Annotated in this window: 19 protein-coding genes and 1 riboswitch; of the genes, 3 read left to right on the top strand and 16 right to left on the bottom strand. The window is 34.1% G+C overall.

Annotated elements, in window-relative coordinates:
- Positions 1 to 204, top strand: a 204-nt coding sequence (locus tag T369_RS09575) for a transposase (protein WP_031551115.1), incomplete at its 5' end; no start/stop codon positions are given.
- A 141-nt stretch (positions 205 to 345) separates the two neighbouring features.
- Here T369_RS09575 and nrdD read toward each other — a convergent pair.
- On the bottom strand, positions 346 to 2484 hold the full coding sequence (nrdD, locus tag T369_RS0108665) for an anaerobic ribonucleoside-triphosphate reductase (protein WP_210727768.1): 2139 nt from the start codon (positions 2482 to 2484) through the stop codon (positions 346 to 348).
- Positions 2485 to 2942: 458 nt separating this feature from the next.
- On the opposite strand from nrdD, the gene T369_RS0108660 reads away from it, so the two are divergent.
- A complete protein-coding gene (locus tag T369_RS0108660) occupies positions 2943 to 3635 on the top strand; it encodes a GTP pyrophosphokinase (RefSeq protein WP_031554415.1) in 693 nt (230 codons plus the stop codon).
- Between the two features lie 108 nt (positions 3636 to 3743).
- Here the strand turns inward: T369_RS0108660 and grdD are convergent, their stop codons facing one another.
- Genes grdD through T369_RS0108610 form a run of 8 tightly spaced genes read right to left on the bottom strand, consistent with a single transcriptional unit; the run spans position 3744 to position 11351 of the window.
- Complete coding sequence (gene grdD / locus T369_RS0108655; protein WP_031554413.1) at positions 3744 to 4883, bottom strand: glycine/sarcosine/betaine reductase complex component C subunit alpha; 1140 nt, start codon at positions 4881 to 4883, stop codon at positions 3744 to 3746.
- Between the two features lie 10 nt (positions 4884 to 4893).
- The gene (grdC, locus tag T369_RS0108650; RefSeq protein ID WP_233417899.1) at positions 4894 to 6450 is read right to left on the bottom strand and encodes a glycine/sarcosine/betaine reductase complex component C subunit beta; all 1557 of its coding nucleotides are present in this window, start codon (positions 6448 to 6450) and stop codon (positions 4894 to 4896) included.
- Between the two features lie 22 nt (positions 6451 to 6472).
- Positions 6473 to 7780: a glycine reductase complex selenoprotein B gene (grdB, locus tag T369_RS0108640; RefSeq protein ID WP_081821918.1), complete on the bottom strand. Its 1308-nt coding sequence runs from the start codon at positions 7778 to 7780 to the stop codon at positions 6473 to 6475.
- Between the two features lie 37 nt (positions 7781 to 7817).
- Positions 7818 to 8279: a glycine/sarcosine/betaine reductase complex selenoprotein A gene (grdA, locus tag T369_RS0108635; protein ID WP_081634029.1), complete on the bottom strand. Its 462-nt coding sequence runs from the start codon at positions 8277 to 8279 to the stop codon at positions 7818 to 7820.
- Positions 8280 to 8324: 45 nt separating this feature from the next.
- Complete coding sequence (locus tag T369_RS0108625; protein ID WP_031554397.1) at positions 8325 to 9611, bottom strand: glycine/sarcosine/betaine reductase component B subunit; 1287 nt, start codon at positions 9609 to 9611, stop codon at positions 8325 to 8327.
- Positions 9612 to 9642: 31 nt separating this feature from the next.
- On the bottom strand, positions 9643 to 9960 hold the full coding sequence (gene trxA / locus T369_RS0108620; RefSeq protein WP_031554394.1) for a thioredoxin TrxA: 318 nt from the start codon (positions 9958 to 9960) through the stop codon (positions 9643 to 9645).
- Positions 9961 to 10017: 57 nt separating this feature from the next.
- Positions 10018 to 10962, bottom strand: coding sequence for a thioredoxin-disulfide reductase (trxB, locus tag T369_RS0108615; RefSeq protein WP_031554392.1), 945 nt, complete (start codon positions 10960 to 10962; stop codon positions 10018 to 10020).
- Between the two features lie 20 nt (positions 10963 to 10982).
- A complete protein-coding gene (locus T369_RS0108610) occupies positions 10983 to 11351 on the bottom strand; it encodes a GrdX family protein (RefSeq protein ID WP_006363984.1) in 369 nt (122 codons plus the stop codon).
- Positions 11352 to 11425: 74 nt separating this feature from the next.
- A riboswitch (glycine riboswitch) is annotated at positions 11426 to 11522 on the bottom strand.
- A gap of 338 nt (positions 11523 to 11860) precedes the next feature.
- On the opposite strand from T369_RS0108610, the gene rarD reads away from it, so the two are divergent.
- The gene (gene rarD / locus T369_RS0108605) at positions 11861 to 12778 is read left to right on the top strand and encodes an EamA family transporter RarD (protein ID WP_031554390.1); all 918 of its coding nucleotides are present in this window, start codon (positions 11861 to 11863) and stop codon (positions 12776 to 12778) included.
- A gap of 72 nt (positions 12779 to 12850) precedes the next feature.
- On the opposite strand, the gene T369_RS0108600 is transcribed toward rarD, so the two are convergent.
- From T369_RS0108600 to prdA, 7 genes are all read right to left on the bottom strand, one after another.
- The gene (locus tag T369_RS0108600) at positions 12851 to 13729 is read right to left on the bottom strand and encodes a sulfite exporter TauE/SafE family protein (RefSeq protein WP_031554388.1); all 879 of its coding nucleotides are present in this window, start codon (positions 13727 to 13729) and stop codon (positions 12851 to 12853) included.
- A 12-nt stretch (positions 13730 to 13741) separates the two neighbouring features.
- A complete protein-coding gene (locus tag T369_RS0108595) occupies positions 13742 to 14761 on the bottom strand; it encodes a proline racemase family protein (RefSeq protein WP_031554386.1) in 1020 nt (339 codons plus the stop codon).
- 20 nt (positions 14762 to 14781) lie between these two features.
- Positions 14782 to 15258 (bottom strand): glycine/sarcosine/betaine reductase component B subunit, encoded by a 477-nt coding sequence (locus T369_RS0108590; RefSeq protein ID WP_031554384.1) that lies wholly within the window; start codon positions 15256 to 15258, stop codon positions 14782 to 14784.
- A 14-nt stretch (positions 15259 to 15272) separates the two neighbouring features.
- Positions 15273 to 16010: a proline reductase cluster protein PrdD gene (gene prdD, locus T369_RS0108585; RefSeq protein WP_031554380.1), complete on the bottom strand. Its 738-nt coding sequence runs from the start codon at positions 16008 to 16010 to the stop codon at positions 15273 to 15275.
- 111 nt (positions 16011 to 16121) lie between these two features.
- A complete protein-coding gene (prdB, locus tag T369_RS09570; RefSeq protein WP_081821917.1) occupies positions 16122 to 16847 on the bottom strand; it encodes a D-proline reductase (dithiol) protein PrdB in 726 nt (241 codons plus the stop codon).
- An 18-nt stretch (positions 16848 to 16865) separates the two neighbouring features.
- Complete coding sequence (locus T369_RS0108570) at positions 16866 to 17159, bottom strand: CBO2463/CBO2479 domain-containing protein (protein ID WP_004634012.1); 294 nt, start codon at positions 17157 to 17159, stop codon at positions 16866 to 16868.
- Positions 17160 to 17184: 25 nt separating this feature from the next.
- Positions 17185 to 19125, bottom strand: a complete 1941-nt coding sequence (gene prdA, locus T369_RS0108565) for a D-proline reductase (dithiol) proprotein PrdA (protein WP_031554373.1) — start codon at positions 19123 to 19125, stop codon at positions 17185 to 17187.
- Between the last annotated feature and the right edge of the window lie 3 nt (positions 19126 to 19128).

Below are 19128 nucleotides of genomic sequence, written 5' to 3'. Positions count from 1 at the left end.
GAAGCTAGGTTAAGACGTATATCAAAAGAAGGAAAACTATTGTATAAGAGAAGAAAAGAAACAATAGAACGTAGCTTTGCGGATTCTAAACAAAATCACGGATACAGGTATGCACAATATAGAGGAAAAGCCAAAGTACAGTCGTACGCTTGGCTGTCTTGTTGCGTTCAAAATATGAAAACAATAGCATTAAGAGAGGTATAAAACCTCTTAATACTACTAAATTTTTGCCTTAAGGCTTATTTTTTTTGAAAAAAAATACCATAACATCAATACTAGCTTGATATTTCGGTATTTTTGTCAACAATCTGACTAACTTTTAATTTAAAAGTTAGTCCTTATTTTTTATTTTAAATGTTTAACCCTTGCTACTATTTCTTTATGACGTCCTTTTATCATAGGTCTAGCTTGAGGGTTTCCTAAATAACCGCAAGTTCTTTTTACTACATCGCAGCTTTTTGGATCATTGTTTCCACATTCTGGGCATTTAAATCCTCGTTTCGTAGGTTCAAATTCTCCTTCAAAACCACATTTATAGCAACGATCTATTGGTGTATTTGTTCCTAAGTAACCAACTTTATCATATGCATAATCCCAAACCGCTTCTAAAGCTTTTGGATTTTGTTTTAGCACTGGATATTCACAATAATGAATAAATCCACCGCTAGCATAATATGGATAATCTTTTTCAAAATCTAATTTTTCAAATGGAGTTGGATTTTTTCTAACATCATAGTGATATGAGTTTGTATAGTACTCTTTATCTGTAACATTTTCTACTATTCCAAATTTTTCTGTATCCATACGACAGAATCTGTCAGTTAGTGATTCACTTGGAGTTGAGTAAATACTATACCAGTAATCTCCATCTTTAGTCCATTTATCTACATTTTCTTTCATATATTTCATAATATCTAATGTAAATTGTTTAGCTTCAGGATTTTTCTCCCAGTCTCCTCCGTAGAAGATACTAGCTACTTCATATAGTCCAATATATCCAAGTGATAATGTCGCACGTTGTTTATCAAATAGTTGTTTAACTCTATCATCTTTTTTCAATCTCTTACCAAAAGCACCGTGCATATAAAGTATAGGCGCATTTTGTGGTTTTGCTTCTCCACAACGTTTCGCTCTATAGTCTAGGGCATCTTTACAAATTTCTAATCTCTCTTTGAAGATATTCCAAAATTCGTCTTTATTTCCTTCAGACTCTAACGCTATTCTTGGTAGATTTAGAGTTACTACCCCTAGGTTCATACGTCCACTTTCAACTAATTCTCCCGCTTCGTTTCTCCATGCTGGTAAGAACGATCTACAACCCATAGGAGTTTTGCAACTACCTGTTATTTTTACTAAAGTATCATACATTAATACATCAGGATACATTCTTTGAGTAGCACATTTTAGAGCTAATTCTTTAACATCGTAGTTTGGATCAGTTGGTTTTAAGTTTAAACCATCTTTTATTACAAAAATCAATTTAGGGAAGATTGCTGTTCTTTTCTCTTTTCCTAAACCTTGTATTCTTACTTTTAAAATAGCTTTTTGAATTTCTTTTTCAAATAATCCTTCACCTAATCCAAAACCTAATGATGTAAATGGTGTTTGCCCTTGAGATGAATATAAAGTATTAATCTCATATTCTAAAGATTGCATCGCATCATAAATATCTTTTTTAGTTTTTTCTAAAGCAAATTTTTCTTGTTTATCTTCTCCGTCAATCCATTCTCTTGCAGTTTTTAAGTTTTTCTCATAGTTTAACTGTGCAAAAGGAGCTAAAACTTCATCTATTCTATCCGCACTACATCCACCGTATTGACTAGAAGCAACATTAGCTATAATTTGAGCCATTTGCGCTGTTGCTGTTTGAATACTTTTAGGACTATCTACATCTGCATTACCGATTTTAAATCCTTTAGTTAACATTTCTTTAAAATCAATTAGACAGCAGTTAGTAAGTGGTTGATATGGAGAATAATCAAGATCATGGTAGTGAATATCTCCTTTTTGATGTGCATTAGCAACGTGTGATGGTAGCATTTTTAACCCGATAGCTTTTGCCACTATTCCACTCGTTAAATCTCTATGCGTATTAAATACTAAACTGTCTTTATTCGCATTTTCATTAACTACATTTTCATCACGATTAACTAACTTCTCAATCGCTATATTGATATCTAAACTATGTTCACGTTCAATATCTCTTTTACTTCTATAGCCAACATACTCTTCATAGATAGCTTCTTCACCTAATTTTAATAAAGTATGTTCAACAATATTTTGCACTTCATATATTTTAATATTATCTTTAAATCTATTAGAAATTTCTAAAATTACTTTGTCTACTATATTATCAATATTTACACTATGTTTTTCTCCAAATACTTTTAATACAGCTTTTTCGATGGCCTTATAGATTTTGTCAGGGTCAAACTTTACAATGCGACCATCTCTTTTTATTACTAATAGATTTTTAATAAGCATATCTGCTTTTTTTTGTGAATACGAATAAAAACTAGCTTTTTGCATTTTCCCCCACCTCGTTTATACTTCTTTCCTTTAATAATATTTTTTTAACATAACTATATACTATATTATCCCAAATAAAAGCCATTGTCTAGGGTGAATATTTCCCGGAAATTTAAAAAGGTTATAACCTAGCCTTTTGTAGCAATTGTGAATTTTTTGTGTGTTGCTGTTTCTAAGATAACATTCTTAAATCATTGTTATACCAACGTTTCTATTAGTTAATTATTAAAGCTGTTTAAATTTTTAAAAATTTTTTAACTATAACAGCCCTTAATAGCCCTTTAAATTCAAAGATTAAAAATGAAATTCAAAATGTTTCCTTCCTTATAAAAATTTTGTTCTTCCAACTTAAACTATATTTTAGGAAACTCCTCTATTATTAGACTGAGAAAGTATATAAAGTGAGAAAGAATATGAAAAAAACACAAATTGAAAAATTAACTGATCAATTATTTTCTATGGAAAATAATCAACCAAACCTTATCAATGAACTTCAACCTTTTGTTGAGTTATTTATGCATTATGAATGTGCTATGCTTGAAATAGAAACAAAACTAAATGTTTTTGATAAGGAATTCTCTCTTCATGGAGAGAGCAACCCAATTGAGTCTATATCAACGCGTTTAAAAACGCCTATGAGCTTAATGAACAAACTTCAGCGCCTAAATCTACCTTTTGATCTTGAAACGATCAAGGAGAACATTTATGACGTTGCTGGTGTTCGTGTTATTTGCTCATTCAGAAATGATGTCTATAAGCTTGTAGATGCTCTTAAGCAACAAGATGACCTTACAGTAATAGCTGAAAAAGACTATATTAAAAATACTAAAGAGAACGGTTATAGAAGTTATCACCTTATTGTTAAAGTTCCAATCTTTTTATCTGATAAAGTTGAACACATGGCTGTGGAAGTGCAATTTAGAACTATAGCTATGGACTTCTGGGCAAGTTTAGAACATAAACTTCGTTACAAGAAGAACCTAAGTGCTGAAAAAGAAGCCGAAATAGAAAGAAGACTACTTCTTTGTGCGGAAATAAGTTCTAAATTAGATAATCAGATGCAAAAAGTAAAAGAGATAATAGAAGACGATACGGAATTCTTATAAGACAACAAAACCCCTAAGAGTTATAAACTTTTAGGGGATTATTATTTTCTGTGGAAATTAAGAAAAGGTGAGTTACAGTCATAAAGACGTAACTCACCATATAATGGACTAAGAAAGCAATCCTACTTCTTTTAATACTTCTTCTGCTTGTAATTTTTTATCGGTATTAACTAGAACTATTGGTCCTGTGCAACCCATTCCGCTTTCTGCATATATACCTCGTTTCCATAGTTCTTTTGTTGCATCTTCTAAATCCATTATATCTACTCCCGCAATTTGAGCTGTTACTATTTCTTTTTCAGGAGCTTTAACTTCTTCAGATTGAGAAGTTTCTTTCTTTTCTTTTAGTTTATTTAATAAAGCATCTAAGTTTGCTTCTTTTGCTTTTCCGTATTCTTTTCTTGCTAATTCATTAACCTCCCCTACAGCTATTTCATAAGCATATTTTAATGAGTTAGCTACTACAGGCGCCCCAGAAGCACGTGATAGGATTAAGATTCTTCTATCATAATCTTCTCCTACACCTGGTCCATAACCATAACCTTGTGCTTCATAATCTCCACCTGTATTAAATGCTGAGAATACTTTCATAAATAGGTTTCCTGTCAATGAATCAACAACCATTACATCTGGTGTTGCCATTAGTAAGTCATTTCCTCTCATAACCGCTCCGCCATCTGCTCTTTGAGATGTTGCAAATTCAAAGTCATATCCACTATCTTTTAATTCTATTAATATTTTCTCTACTTGTCTTGCACCTTCAATATTAGCAATACCTACAGTTGGTTTTTCTATTCCTAATGATTTAGCTGTTGCTATACCATAAATAGTATTTTTAATCATACCTTCTACTCTGTTAGTAGAAGAAGTACCTGTTGTAGTCGCTAATAACATCTCTTTTCCACGAGATGGCGTAACTACTCTTCCTACTGTTGATACACCAATAGGAAAGTTATAGTGCATAGTTACACAAGCTGCAATTTCCCCTTTATCAAGTAGATCTTCCATAATTTTATGTGCTTCTTCTTCATTTTCTGTTTCATAAGACTCAAAACCTTCTTGACCTTGACCTATTAAAACTATATCAAATAAAGAATTTTTCGCTAATGTGGCTCCTTGAAGTAAATTATCTACTCCATGCTCGCTCCCCAAAGTAGTTAATCCTACTTTAACTTTTTTACCAAAATTTCCCGTTTCAATCGCATCTGCTACTTCTAGTAATACTTTTGATATAATTTTTTTACTCATAGTACCACCCCTATTCATTAAGCATTTCTTGTGCGATATTTCTCATTGATTCGGCAATAATTTTTCTAATTTCTTCACTAGAAGTGCTATCTTTTTCTTCTAATACTCCACTATTACGTTCTATTACTACTGATACACCGTCAAATAAGTTAGTCATTCTTCCTAGGAATAGACTTCCTTTACCAACGATCATTGCTCTATTTTTATCACCAGTTGTTAAGTCATCTACTAAGAAACCTACATATGGTACACCTGAAGGAATGTGCCCTTGTGTTGGAGCCCATCCTGGTAATCCTTTTTCTTCAATAAATGATTTAAGTGATTTTTTATCAATATCACCTTTCATAGCAGCTAAGGCACCAATCATTTTATAGTTAGATTCTGGCACGTTTCCTGCACCTGCTGCTTTTGTAATATCTGGGTTTTGCATCTCTACTGAGAAGACATCTACATCAGTAATTTTTAGGTTTGCTTTTTCTAATGGTTTAGCAACTAACGCTCCCATAACAGCTTGAGGCGAAGATCCTGTTCCTACGTCATGTTTACCTACTAAGTCTGTACGTATAATTGGATTTTTACCATCATTTTCTGAAATCACAACAGCAAAACCACCTACTACGTCTTCTAAAACAGGAAGTCCTTTTTTAACATGGTCTTTTGCATTCATTCCAAGTTTTGCACTAGCACCACCTGCAACCACAAGAACATTTTTGTATACTCCTGCTTTAACTAATGCTGATGCATTGATTAAAGCGTGTGTAGGAGCTGCACAGAAACCACGAAGGTCTGAACCTGTAGCATTAGTTAATCCTACTACTTCTGCTATAGCTTTAGCAAAGTTTCCTCCACCACGTTGGTTAATGTCACCACATGCTTCTTCAGAACATTCAACTACGTAATCAATTTCTTCTGGTTTTACCCCTGTTGCTCTAAGAGCTTCAAGTGCTGAAATTACTCCAGATGCTTTAACTACTAAGTTTTCAAAGATAACATGGGCATTTAAGTTAACATCGACATCATGTGCTTTTTTCACATATCCTACTACTTCTCCATTATGTAATAATGGTTCGTAATCATCTTCTTTATCACTAATGTCGCTTCCTTCTAACTTATCAAAATAAGGAGCTAGCTCTTTGAAATTATCCTCTATTTTTGGACGTACTGACGCGATAAAACTTTCTGAAAGTTTTACTAAATCAAATGCATCACATATTTTCATTAGAGCTAAGAACTCATCTTGTGGAACTATTTGACCAAATTTACCATGGCGTTTCCCTTGTTCATCTTTTATGTCATACCAAGGCAATGGATATGATTTTAATTCTTCTGGTGTTTTATTCCCAATATAAACTTGGTTTGGTAAATAGTTTACTACTTCTTCATATGAACGAATGTGTTTACCTACTTCTGCTAAAAATTCTGATTCTGGATGTGTTACTCGCTCAATACTGCAAGTAGATCCATTTTGTTCTATCATATCTGGTGTATGAACAAGAATATATCCTGCCCCTTTAAATACTGGATAACTCATCGTTACTTGTTGCTTGGGATACAATAAGTACCCCAAGCTCCCCCTTCTTTTTTATTTTTTATTCAAACACTGTTTGACCATCAACCTCAACAGTTAATGCATGCAATGCTTTGTCTACTAGACCTCTACGTAATTTTTTCTCTTCATCGTGATCTAATTTAGGATCTCCAAGTGGGTGAGGTATAGCGATTGTAGGAACGATTCTGTTTGCTCCTACTGTTAGAGAAATCGGAACTACTGTACACATATGTACTACAGGAATACCAGCTCTCTCTATTTCTTTTACTAACGTTGCACCGCAACGTGTACAAGTACCTCAAGTTGAAGTTAGAACAACAGCATCTACACCATCTGCCACTAATTTTTGAGCAAATTCACTAGCGAATGCTACTGCATTAGCAACGGCAGTTCCGTTACCTACTGTAGTATAGAATTTTTCATGTAATGATCCAATTACTCCCTCTTTTACTAAATCTCTCATTACATCAACTGGTAATACACGGTCTGCATCTTCATTAGCATAAACTGGGTCGTATCCACCGTGTGCTGTTTCGTGAGTTTCAGCTGTTAAATCATCAAAACCTTCTAAGCTATATTCTCCATATTTTGAAGCAGATGATGATTCAATATGATCAGGGTTTCCTTTAGGAACAATTCCTCCAGATGTAACTAAAGCAATTTTAGCTTTACTTAAGTCTTTAACAGCTGGATTTGGTTCAACTCTGTCAAAGTTAGGCATTGGATATTCTGTTTCGAATTCTTCACCTTTAATTTTTTTCACAAGCATTTCTACTGCACGTTCAGAACCACGAGTTTCACTGAAGAAGTTTACACGAAGTCCACGTTGGTGATATCCTTCTTCTTTAGGAGATAAGATTTCTTCTCCTTTAGCTAATTTTGCAGCAAATTTTGCAAGTTTTGGTAATGCTTTTCTCATACCTGCAGCACTATCTGATGTTTCAAGAATATAAACATCTTTTTTGAACATGTCAGTACCAGGGTTTTCTTCATACATAGCTGTTACAGCTGGAATATGTAATTCATCTTGAACAGCTTTTGTTATTGTCCCTGCAGCTACCCCGTAACGCCCTGCATTAAAAGCTGGTCCTGCGATGAATAATTGAGGATCACACCCTTTAATCATCTCAAGAAGTTCTTTTTGAACACTTTCTAAGTTTTCATTGAAATAGCTATCTCCACAAACTACTGCAGCTACTACTTCAAAATCTTCTCCCAATTTCCCTTGTAATTGAGTACTAATTGGTGGTAATTCTTTTCTTAATTCAGGTGCTATATGAGCTTGTTCCTCTCCACCAACACCCGCAAAGAATTGGTTTATATAATGTACTACTCTTATTTTAGACATTGTTATTTCCCCCTACTTTTTTATTTGATTTTAAAAGTTATTCACCACGAACATCTTGCATTTCGCTAGCGATTTCGTCAACTTCTAATACCATTTCCATCATTCCTACTTGGTCTTCGTAGATTTCTTCATCAATTTGAGATTTAATTTCATCTTCTACGATATGATATACAGCTAAGTTTAATTCCACACCTGCTAGTGGGCCTGCAAATGTTGGATCCCCTACTGTAACTGTTTCAGCTGCTAGACCAGCAGCTTCGGCTTCTGCAGCACCTAATAAAACCACAAGATTTTCGTTACCGAATTTTTCGGCAGCTTCTTTAATACGTTTTTGGTTTTCTAGGTCCATAGCGCCGGCAGCCGTTCAGACAAAGCACTCAGTAGATGAGAATACTACCTCTACTCCTTCAATTGGTTTAACACATTCTTCAATAGCTAATCCTGGAATACCATCACGGTCCCCAATGATTATTACTTTTTTATTAACAAGACTAACCATTATCTTATTCCTCCTTGATAAACTTTATTAACTTTAAATTCTAGATTAGTAAGTTTTTGCACTTAGATATCCAAATCCAGTTTCATTAGTTGCTCCTGTGATTGCTTGGATTTCTACTTCTATTGTTCCATCTTCACGTAGAGAATCTTGGTGTCCACCAGCGATTACATCAACTACTTCAAGATGTCCGATAACTTTATCTAATTTTGGTAATACTACCAATTGGTTAGCATTTCCTCCAGTTACTACTGCATTAGCAGCAACGTCAGCATCAGCTAAACTTTGGCTTCCTCCATCACGTCCTGCATATTCATCAGTTACGATAACAGTTTTAATTTCTTCTGCTTCGATTTTTTTGCAGTTCATGATTAAGTCAGTGTCAGGGTTTCCGAATCCTTCTTGTGATACAATTACTGCATCTAAGTTTAGATAACGGCAAAGTTTTGCAGTCCAGTTAGAAGAACGTTCTTTATCCATTAAATAAACATTTTCATTAGTAATTATTACTCCTAAGAAGTTAATTTCTTTACCATGTTTTTTGTATAAATCTTCAATTACTCCATTATTTAAGTGAACGTATGTTGGGTTTTTATCACATGCAGATACACAGTTACCACTTACTATAGCTCCATCCATAATTTCTGTTGGATAAAGAATTGTTGGTACTATTTGTTTAGCATCTACACCATATACATATGTATCGTGTAGTAATCCTTGTGTTTGTAACATGTACACATATCCTACTTTTGGTAGATCTGGATATTCAGCAATTTGTTCTAACAATGGTTTTGTTTCGTAAACATCAACTTCTTCTGGTTCTAGTTCACGAGCTAATTCTGCAATATATCTTGCAGCTTTGAATCCAATGTAACGAACAGCTTTTTCGTGTTCATGTTGTTTAATTCCTTCAACAGGTTCTGCAATAACTACTAAGTTATTTGTTTTAGAAAATGGTGTATATTCAGCACCTAATCCCGTCATATCAATAATTCCTTCTTGGAATCCTACGATTTTACCTGTTGTTACTACCGCCATACCTTTAAGAGCAATTGTACGTCCTTCCCCAACGGTATCCACTTTAGATAGGATACCAGGGAAGATACCACCACGTCCTTCAACTTTAACACGTGGTTCAATTACATCTTTTACCGGTGTGATACGAACACTTTCTCCCGGACGAGCAATTTCAAGATCAACAGAAGCAATTGCTTCATCTTCCCATACAGCTTTTATTAACTCTTCCTTATTAACATATAATACATTTGCCTCAATTTTTGATTCGTTAGCAAATTGTATGTCTTTGATATGAATCTTACCTAGTTCAAGACGCATACTAAATACCTCCCTATTATATTATTTTTTTTTAGTAATATTTTTTGATCATAGCTTCTATATTTGGAATAGTAGCATCATCTTTTGTTACTTCTTCAAGCTTACTACCATCTTTATATATAGCTAATGTTGGTAACCCTAGTACTTTTTGTTTAATCGCTAAGCGACGTGCTTTTGTAGTATCTAGTGATGTGAATTTAATTTTATCCCCATATTGTTCAGCTAATTTATGCACATCTGGCATTAAAGCTTTACAAGGTTCACATCCTTGGCTCCAAAAGTCTACAAAAACGTAACCTTCAGCTTCTAGTACTTCTTGTTCAAAAGTTTCTTTTGTTAGTTCTAACATGATCTTCTTCTCCTTTACTTATACTTGTAATATGTTTTTTTTAATAGATTATTACCGTTATTCAAATTTTTCTGCAATATATTTTTCTGCACGAATCGCTGCAACAGCTCCATCAGATACCGCAGTTACTACTTGACGAATATCTTTAACACGACAATCTCCAGCTACATAAACACCTGGTACACTTGTGCGTGTGTCTTCTCCTGCTTTAATATATCCGTCTTCTGTCATTTCAACTTTTCCTTCAAAAAGTTTAGTTTGAGGAATATATCCGATAAAGAAGAATAATCCCATTGTTCCATCTTCTTCATCTGCTTCAATAACATATTCTTCTCCAGTTACTAAGTTTTTAAGCTTAATAGCTTCTAAGATACCATCACCAATTGCTTCAGTTACAACAGTATTTCCTAAAATTTCAATTTTTGGATTGTTTTTAGCTTTCTCTGCAGTTACTTTTTCACAGCGAACATTTTCTCTACGATAAACAATTGTTACTTTACGAGCAAATTTAGTTAAGAATAAAGCTTCCTCTACAGCACTGTTTGCCCCTCCTACTACGTATACATCTAATCCTTCGAAAAAGTCTCCGTCACATGTAGCACAGTATGAAATACCTTTACTTTCAAGCTCTCTAATACCTGGCGCATCTAATTTTCTAGGAGATGCTCCTGTTGCTATAATAACTGTTTTGGCTGTGTAATCTCCACTTACACATTTAACTACTTTAACATCGCCAGTGAAGTCAACATCTAGAACTTCATCTTGTTTAATTTCAGCACCAAAACTTTTAGCTTGCTCAACCATACGAGCAGTTACTCTAGGTCCTGTTGGATCTTCTACAGCACCAGGATAGTTTTCAATCAAGTGAGTAATGGCTGCTTGTCCACCATTTTTTGATTTTTCTAATACCAATGTATTTAGTTTTGCACGTGATGCATATAGCGCTGCTGATAATCCTGCAGGCCCTGAACCTATAATTATTACATCGTAATCTCTTGTCATAATTATTCTCCTTTGTATTTTTATAGTATTCTTTTTATAGCGTTAGATATTAAATCATGATCAATAACACTAAAATCGTCCCTTACGCTTTCAGTCCAATTTGGAACTCCCCTATTTTTTCTAAACTTTTCAAAAGTCCCTATAGCCTCTGATGCTAAGTTAACTGAATTTAAATCTAAGACATTTCCCTCTTTTATAACGACAGATCTATAGATTGTCTCATTAGGTTTAACACTTCCATAAAGTGGATGTGTAACCAATTCATAATTCCTATACACTAAATCTCTAACTTTTATTAATATATCTAGATAATCAGCATCATAATATTCGATATCTATATCCCTATATTTTTCCGATTTAAATTTAGGATTATTTGTTATTAATTTCATAGCACCCCTCCTTAAAAAAATAAAAACAGAAAGAAAGCTAGCTTTCTCTCTGTTGACTATATGCTTCAGAGTTCTGTCAAAATACAGTCCCTGTACCTGAGAATTTCATCGATAATCGCCAAATACCAATTTGTCCCTTCGGTGACTTATGTTCTCTCCTGTATTTTTCAATCAGATTTATATCTTATATAACTATTCTATAACAATTACATAATAATGGAAAGTATTTTCTGAAAAGGCTTACCACTGTCTCTAAAATATATTTGTATTCTCATTTATAAAAAGTATATTTTTATCTCCCTATCTCTATTAGTAAACAAATATACTACTTAAAATACAAATAACATTTTTTCATTTCCAATTCTAAACTTTATAAAGTCCCTTATTGCCATACACCAAAAATCTATATAATTTTAGTGTTATTATTTAATTTTATTAGTTATTGATTATTATTTACATTTGCTATATACTTATATAATAATAACTTTTAGACATTGAGAGGGATATTTATGAGTAATACTAAAAAAAGTTTGATTGCAATTCTTATTTGCTATTTTTCTTGGGGGCTCTTCCCTATTTATTTTAAACTACTGAAAAGTATTGATGCATACGAAGTACTTTCACTGCGTGTTTTGTGTTCATTTATTTTTATGGTTTTTGTAGTATTAGTTGCCGCAAATAAAAAATTTATTTTTAACGAGATTAAAGAAGTTTGGAAAGATAAAAAAAGTTTTATTCTACTTATAGCAGCTTCTCTATTGATAACTGCTAACTGGTTAACTTATATTATCGCTGTAAATAGTAACCACGTTCTAGAAGCAAGTTTCGGTTACTACTTAAATCCAATAGTTACGATAATTTTAGCGGTAGTATTCCTAAAAGAAAAATTAACACGAGTACAAACAATCGCATGTTTATGTGTAGGAGCTTCTCTATTGTACTTATTTATTTCTTTAGGATCATTGCCTTGGATTTCTATTTTACTAGCTTTAACTTTTGGATTGTATAGTTTATGTAAAAAGAAAATCGTTCTTAGTCCTAAAGCTAGTTTATTAGTGGAAACTGCCATAGTATCACCAATTGCACTTATTTACATGTGGTACTTAGGAACAAACAGCAATATTACGTTCCATACATATGGGACATCTACTTTAATATATGCATTATTATCAGGTGTAGTAACTGCGGTACCTCTTATGCTTTTTGCAAAAGGAGCTATTGATATTCCACTTTATTTACTAGGAATACTTCAATATCTACCACCTACAATGCAATTTTTTATAGGTATTTTTGTCTACGGGGAACAACTTAGTATCCAAAAACTTATTTCATTTATAATAATTTGGATTGCAGTTATTGTATTTTGTTATTCTGCAGTAACTTCAATGAAAAAACAAAGCCTAATAAATAAAAGTCATCAAAAATAATTTGATGACTTTTATTATTTGAACATAAAAAAAACGGAATTTAATTTTAAATTCCGTTTTTTCTTTTAAATATTAAGCTTCTTTTTTAGTACCTTGTTTAATCATAGAGATACCTGTTACGATAACAACTGCAATGATTACCCAAGTAAGTACTTCTAGTGGCATGCTCTTAACTAATGTGTAAGCTACAGTAACCCCTATAACTCCCCCAACAGTAATCGCTAGAGAACCAATTCTAGTATAGTTCCCTGCTCTAATAAACTCTGGAGAACCGATAGCCATTAATCCAGCACAAGATCCCATCATAATAGGGAATGCCACTAATGGGCTTAGTCCTAACATATAAACCATAGCCATACATGGTGCATATAGTCCAACACCAGCCATCATAAGAGCTCCAAGAATGAAGTTACCTACAACACCGATAATAAGTTTAATACCTGTTAAACCAACTGCTTCGTTACCAGAACCTAGAGCTTTTAACCAACCTAATTGACCTGAAGCCATTAAGAATGCTGTTACGATTAAACATACACCCATAACAAGTTGGATTTTTTTCTCAGGAAGTTTGTTTACGATTCTTGCTCCTACTAGTGCACCTACGATTGCAGATGCGATCATTGAGAATAAAGTAACACCTTCAACTTTAACCCCTGTTAAGAATAAGAAAGCTTCCATTAATACTGGCACTGTGTGCGCAACGTTTAATGTACCAGGGATTTTTTTATCTGTATCTAAAAATTTAGTAACTTTGAATAATAATGTTGTTGGTGCGAAACTTCCGATACCTAATGTATCGAAGAAGTCAGTTACTAATCCGATGAAGAATCCAAGAATTGGGTTTTCTTTTCCTAAATCATCTTTATGCTTAACTACGTCCATTACAAATGAAACTAAGAAGAATACTCCTCCAGCTCCTAATATTACTAATAATACCGTTAATAAATTCATATGTCTACACTCCTATCCTAATAAGAATCCGTAAGTTAATGAATCATCTGGATCATATACATAGTTACTGAATCCTAAGATGTATCCAGAACCAGTAATTTCTGGGATGATTGCATCAAAGTCGGCTAATTTTCTTTCTTCTACTATTCTACCTTTGAATAAAGTACCTAAGATACTTTCATATACGAATGGTTCACCTGGTTTAAGTTCACCTTTAGCGTATAATGTAGCTAATTTAGCTGAAGTACCAGTTCCACATGGTGAACGGTCAATGTTACCATCTCCGAATACTACAACATTTTTATAAGTAGCTTCTGGGTGAGAAGGTTTGTCATAAATTTCAACTAAGTCTACAGATTTAATGTGTGATAATGTTGGGTGTTGAATTTCGATATTTGCATTAACTGCATCGCGGATTTTAAGACCAGCTTCTTTTAATTTAGAAGCATTTTCAGGTTTAACTTCTAATCCTAATTGGTCAGCAGAAAGAATACAGAAGAAACTTCCTCCGAATGAAATATCAAATTTGATGTGTCCAACTCCTTCAACATCTAATTCTAAGTCGCGTTTGTATAAGAATGATTCAACGTTTCTGAATGAAACTTCTTTTACTTTTGCTCCGTTATCTTTTAATTTAGCTGTTGCATAGATAAGCCCAGCTGGTGTTTCAACTACTACTTCTTTTTCAGTAGCACCTTCTTCAACATCAACCATACCAGTTTCTACAGCTGCTGTTACCGCTGCGATTGTGTTGTGTCCACACATGTTTAAGTAACCACCAGTATCCATGAAGATTAAAGCGAAGTCTGCTTCTTCTTTTGTTGGAGGTAATAAGAATGCTCCAAACATATCTTGGTGTCCACGTGGTTCGAACATTACAGATTTACGTAGATCATCTAAATTATCAATAAGATATTGTTTTTTCTCAACTATATCTTTACCAGGAATTTTTGGAACTCCTGCTGTTACTAAACGTGCAGCTTCCCCAGCTGTATGTGTATCTATTACTGAAATCATTTTATTTAGTTTCATTATAATTCACTCCTTAATTTTTAATTTTTTTCATTAGCGTCTTGACGCATTTTTAATTTTAATAGTGCTAAAGCTTTTCTTGCATCAGAATAATCAATATTATTTTGACAAACTACCTCAGTTTCATTACCTTCTTCAGATTTATTAAAATCTAAAACATATTTCGTATACTGGTTTTCTACAACAAACTTATGTTTACCCATAAATTTTAAACCTACTATAGAAATATCACGTTCCCCAATTTCAAACATGGTATTGGCATAGTCGACATCACTATTACCCCAACCATCAGCTGAAATAATAGCACCATCTGTACGCATAGCTTCTAGCCACACCGCTGTACGCCAACCTACAAGGTGTTTTAATCTATTATCTTGTGGAGTCCCTACAACAACAACCCCTTGGAAATCGATATCTGGATCGTCTGCCAGCGTATCTAATAACGGATCTCTAAAGTGATGCAAACTTGTTTCTTTTGTAGATGGTCCTATCCCCATAATAACACCCCTTCCTATACCATAGCTCTTATAGCACCATCACGATATTCGTTAGGTGTTAATAGAACTGGCATATTATTCATATCTATAATTGAAATACCTTTATCAATACCACTTGGTTCTATAGGAAATAACTGATTATCATACATCATACCTTGTCCAGCTACTTCTTTAACCAAAGCAACTTTTGGTTTTCCTGGATTTTGTTTATTATAAAATTCATGAACTTCATCAGCATCACGACCACTAAGAACCTTCATAACTTCTCTTATATTTTGTAAGTAAACATCAGAAAGTTCAAAAATAGAAAATGCTAACTGACGATTAAAATCAATCTCAGGTTTAATAATAACATCTATATGTATTAAGTAATCTGTATCTGCTGGAGAACCAGCCTTATTTAATACCAACTGTTCTTGCAAGATACCTTCTGATGAACCAAATTCATGCATTTGCTCACCCTTAGTATTCGCGCCAGTTAAAATCATATATACTCCTGTTAATGTATGTGTTATTCCTTCCCCAAGACGACCTATAACTTTTGTTGATATTGGTACTATGTCCATTATAGTATTAACATAAAAATTATGTTCTCCTGGTTTTATTATTTTAACCTCTACTTTTTCAAAGACATTTTCATCATATTCTATTTCTGTAGGAATAGTTAATTGATTATTATCAATTTTCACTTTCTTACCTAATGCAACATCTTTCATATGAAATGCCTTTATTTGTAATCTCTCTTTTGGCATAATCATCATCCCTTACTGTATATTTTCTGTAATGAAACAGCAACCTTACTGTTTTATAGTACAGTTTGTGTAAAAAATGGAGAGGGGCGAAAGCCCCTCTCCGGAATTCTCCTACACGTGAGCGATATACTCAAATGGTAGAGGAACTATTTTACCTGCACTTGGTATTTTAACTAGTTGCTCTAATGTTGCTTCTAGAATTTGTGTTTGTTGCTCAACGTTTCCTGGTTCCCCAGCGTTTGCTCCCATTGGTACAAGTGGAGCAACGGCTCTTGGAGTACCGTTTTGACGCACTACTGGAGGTAGTGCTGCTATTAAGATTGTTGGAATACCTGCTTCCTCAATTGCTCTCTGCACGATCACGGCAGTTCTGTGGCAAGTACCTCAACCAGCAGTTAAGATAACTGCATCAACATTTTCTTCTTTTAATTTTTTAGCGATTGCTGGACCTGTTTCGTTAGTGAAAGCCTCTTGGTCTCCACCACCACCCATGAATCCATAGTGGAATTCTGCTACGCTTTTAATGAAACCTTTTTTAGCAAGTTCGTGTAATCTGTCGATTGGGAACATGCAGTTGATGTCTTTGTTAGCGTCAGCGTTGTCATATCCACCGTGAGATACCATAAGATCTGAACTGTGAGCAGTATCTGGGATTTCACGGAATGTAGTATCCCCTGCTAAGTTAAATCTTTTATCTGTTTTTAAGTGAACTCCTGCTGCTGTAGCTAATGCTACTTTCATATCTTTTAATTCTTTAGTTACTGGAGCCCAAACTGGTTTAGGTGTAATAGGTACAAAAATCTCTGATTGTAGACCTTCAAATATCGTTAATGACATTCTAATTTCTCCTTCCTACTATTTTTCTTCGTTGTGTTTTCTATTTTGTACTTCTTGTTCTAACTTTTTAGTATTAAGTATTGCATTTACGTAATGTTCGTCAGGTTCTTCATTTAATACTTCTGGATAACTTAGTAAAAATGCAACTTCTTGTCCGATTTTTACTGGATATTCCGAGATTAGCATTCTCATAGGAATTTTAAATTGCCCTAGGCGTCCTTTAATATCTATCGTAACGCTGGCGTCGTTATGATCGACTATAACCCCTTCGAACACTCTTTCTGTAGATGCATATTTTAATTTTTCAATCATAACTTACTTCCTATTCTTTTAAATTTTAGTCTTCTTTTTCGTAAATTTCTTGACGTTTTTTAGATTTTGGTAACACTTGTTCGTTATCAACTAATTCTACTTTTTCACCAGTAGTTTTTTCGATAACTTCTACGTTGTTTAATTTAACGTTTGGATTCCATTTTCTTTCAGCTTTTTTGATTGTTCCGCCACCCATTTGTGTTTTAAGCATTGCTAAAGCACGGATAGCATCTTCTTTACATAATGTGTTGTTTGAAAGAATTTCGTTTTCGATACCTTGTTTAGATTTGTTGTTATCAACCATAGCTGACATGTATTCGTTACCTACAACAAGAGCACCTTGTACTGCAGAGTAAGTCATACCAACTACTGATACTCCACGTTTACCGATTTCTTCGATGTGTGAAGCAAAGTCGATGTGGTTGTTACCAAATCCTTCAGTTGTAACGATAGCACCATCGATATCCATAGCTTCGATAGTCATACCAACACGTTTAGATACATAGAATTTTTCTGAGTTAGCTTGAGGTGATCCAACTAGTAATACCCCTACTAAGTCGATTTCTTCGTCAGCCATAGCTTCAAGTACTAATGGTTCACGGTAGTAGTGACGAGAAGTTTCTTTAGAAGCTGGTCCAATACATGTTAATGCGTGGATACCACCGTCTAATACTTCTGTTGGAGCAAGCATTACTGGTAAGTTACCAAGGTCAACGTTTGGTTTAGCACCAAGTGTACCAACTGGTTCTACTGGTAAGATTAAGTTATCGTGCATTGCACCTTGTCCCATGATTTCTTTAACGATTAATACTTTTTTGTTTCCTGGGTGACGGTATTGTTCGATGTTGATGTCACCTACTACTAGGCTTTCATCTTCTAATTCTTTAAGAGCTTTACGAATTTCTTCAGTAATGTGATCGAAAGCTTTGTGAGCAGCTAATGGTCCTGGACGTTCCATGTTAGCTCCTGCTTTGATTGTTACTTGACCTTTAATGAAGATTTCTCCTTTATCTGGAGCACCAGGACGTCCCCACATAATGTTACGTTCTAATTCACCTTCAGAAGATCCGAATTCCCCGATTTGAACTCCGTTAGCATCAGTTCCTGTAAGAACCATTACTACACCTTTAAGTTCACGAGTAACTCCGTGTCCGATTTCTCCTTCTTCTTTAACAGCGATTGGTTGAACGTCCATGATTGTTTCACTGTAAGTGTCATATTTATCAGGAGTGATGATTTCTAATTTAACATCTTCTACTAATTCTTCTGACTCAGCAGCTTCTTTACATAAATCTTCTGGTGTTCTTAATACTAAAGTAGTTCCTTGAATTTCAGTTTTTTCTCCAAATACTACTTTGTCAATTTTATAGTGTTTAGTTTTTAATGAACGGATGAATTTTGATTCACCTTCATGTTTTTCTTCAGCTTTTGCTTCTACAGCTACTGGAGCTGCTTCTGCTACTGCTGCTGATTTCCCTTCAACTACTGCTGCAGCTGGTGCTGGTTGAGCAGCTTGTTGAGCGAATGCTGATAATGGAATTTCAAGGTTAATGTTTTCACCTTTTCCAATTTGTAATTTGAATACTCCAGCTGGTGCTGATGCTTGAGCAACTGGTGCTGCAACTGGTGCAACTGGTGCTGCTTCAGCAACTTCTGCAGCTGGTGCAACTTCTGCTACTTCTTCTTGTTTTTCTTCTGCTTTTTCTTCTCCGCCTTGAACAGCATCAATGATAGCTGGCGTAATAGGTACTAGAGCGTCTGTTGTTTTAGTTAATTTAGCTCCTAATACTTGTCCGATTGTTAAAGCATCATCTGGGAATGATAGTAAACCTGAATCTACTAAATCATCGAATAACCCTGGATCTTCTAAGTTTTCTGGGGTAATTACGATACCTTCCTCAGCTCTGCAACAAAATACCGCTTTGTCATTTAAATGTTCTTTTGCAGTTTCTACTGTAATTGACATTAC

The sequence above is a fragment of the Gemella sanguinis ATCC 700632 genome, from assembly GCF_000701685.1.
GTDB lineage: Bacteria > Bacillota > Bacilli > Staphylococcales > Gemellaceae > Gemella > Gemella sanguinis.
The sequence above is the reverse complement of the archived record's forward strand: the minus strand, read 5'-3'. Positions and strand labels throughout refer to the sequence as shown.

Excerpts from the sequence above, each read along its gene's own strand:
- T369_RS0108595 (WP_031554386.1), bottom strand. The coding sequence starts at position 14,761 with ATGAAACTAAATAAAATGATTTCAGTAATAGATACACATACAGCTGGG.
- T369_RS0108570 (WP_004634012.1), bottom strand. The coding sequence starts at position 17,159 with ATGATTGAAAAATTAAAATATGCATCTACAGAAAGAGTGTTCGAAGGG.
- T369_RS0108590 (WP_031554384.1), bottom strand. The coding sequence starts at position 15,258 with ATGGGGATAGGACCATCTACAAAAGAAACAAGTTTGCATCACTTTAGA.
- T369_RS0108625 (WP_031554397.1), bottom strand. The coding sequence starts at position 9,611 with ATGCGTCTTGAACTAGGTAAGATTCATATCAAAGACATACAATTTGCT.
- rarD (WP_031554390.1), top strand. The coding sequence starts at position 11,861 with ATGAGTAATACTAAAAAAAGTTTGATTGCAATTCTTATTTGCTATTTT.
- T369_RS0108610 (WP_006363984.1), bottom strand. The coding sequence starts at position 11,351 with ATGAAATTAATAACAAATAATCCTAAATTTAAATCGGAAAAATATAGG.
- prdD (WP_031554380.1), bottom strand. The coding sequence starts at position 16,010 with ATGCCAAAAGAGAGATTACAAATAAAGGCATTTCATATGAAAGATGTT.
- trxA (WP_031554394.1), bottom strand. The coding sequence starts at position 9,960 with ATGTTAGAACTAACAAAAGAAACTTTTGAACAAGAAGTACTAGAAGCT.
- trxB (WP_031554392.1), bottom strand. The coding sequence starts at position 10,962 with ATGACAAGAGATTACGATGTAATAATTATAGGTTCAGGGCCTGCAGGA.
- grdD (WP_031554413.1), bottom strand. The coding sequence starts at position 4,883 with ATGAGTAAAAAAATTATATCAAAAGTATTACTAGAAGTAGCAGATGCG.
- prdA (WP_031554373.1), bottom strand. The coding sequence starts at position 19,125 with ATGTCAATTACAGTAGAAACTGCAAAAGAACATTTAAATGACAAAGCG.
- T369_RS0108660 (WP_031554415.1), top strand. The coding sequence starts at position 2,943 with ATGAAAAAAACACAAATTGAAAAATTAACTGATCAATTATTTTCTATG.
- nrdD (WP_210727768.1), bottom strand. The coding sequence starts at position 2,484 with ATGCTTATTAAAAATCTATTAGTAATAAAAAGAGATGGTCGCATTGTA.
- T369_RS0108600 (WP_031554388.1), bottom strand. The coding sequence starts at position 13,729 with ATGAATTTATTAACGGTATTATTAGTAATATTAGGAGCTGGAGGAGTA.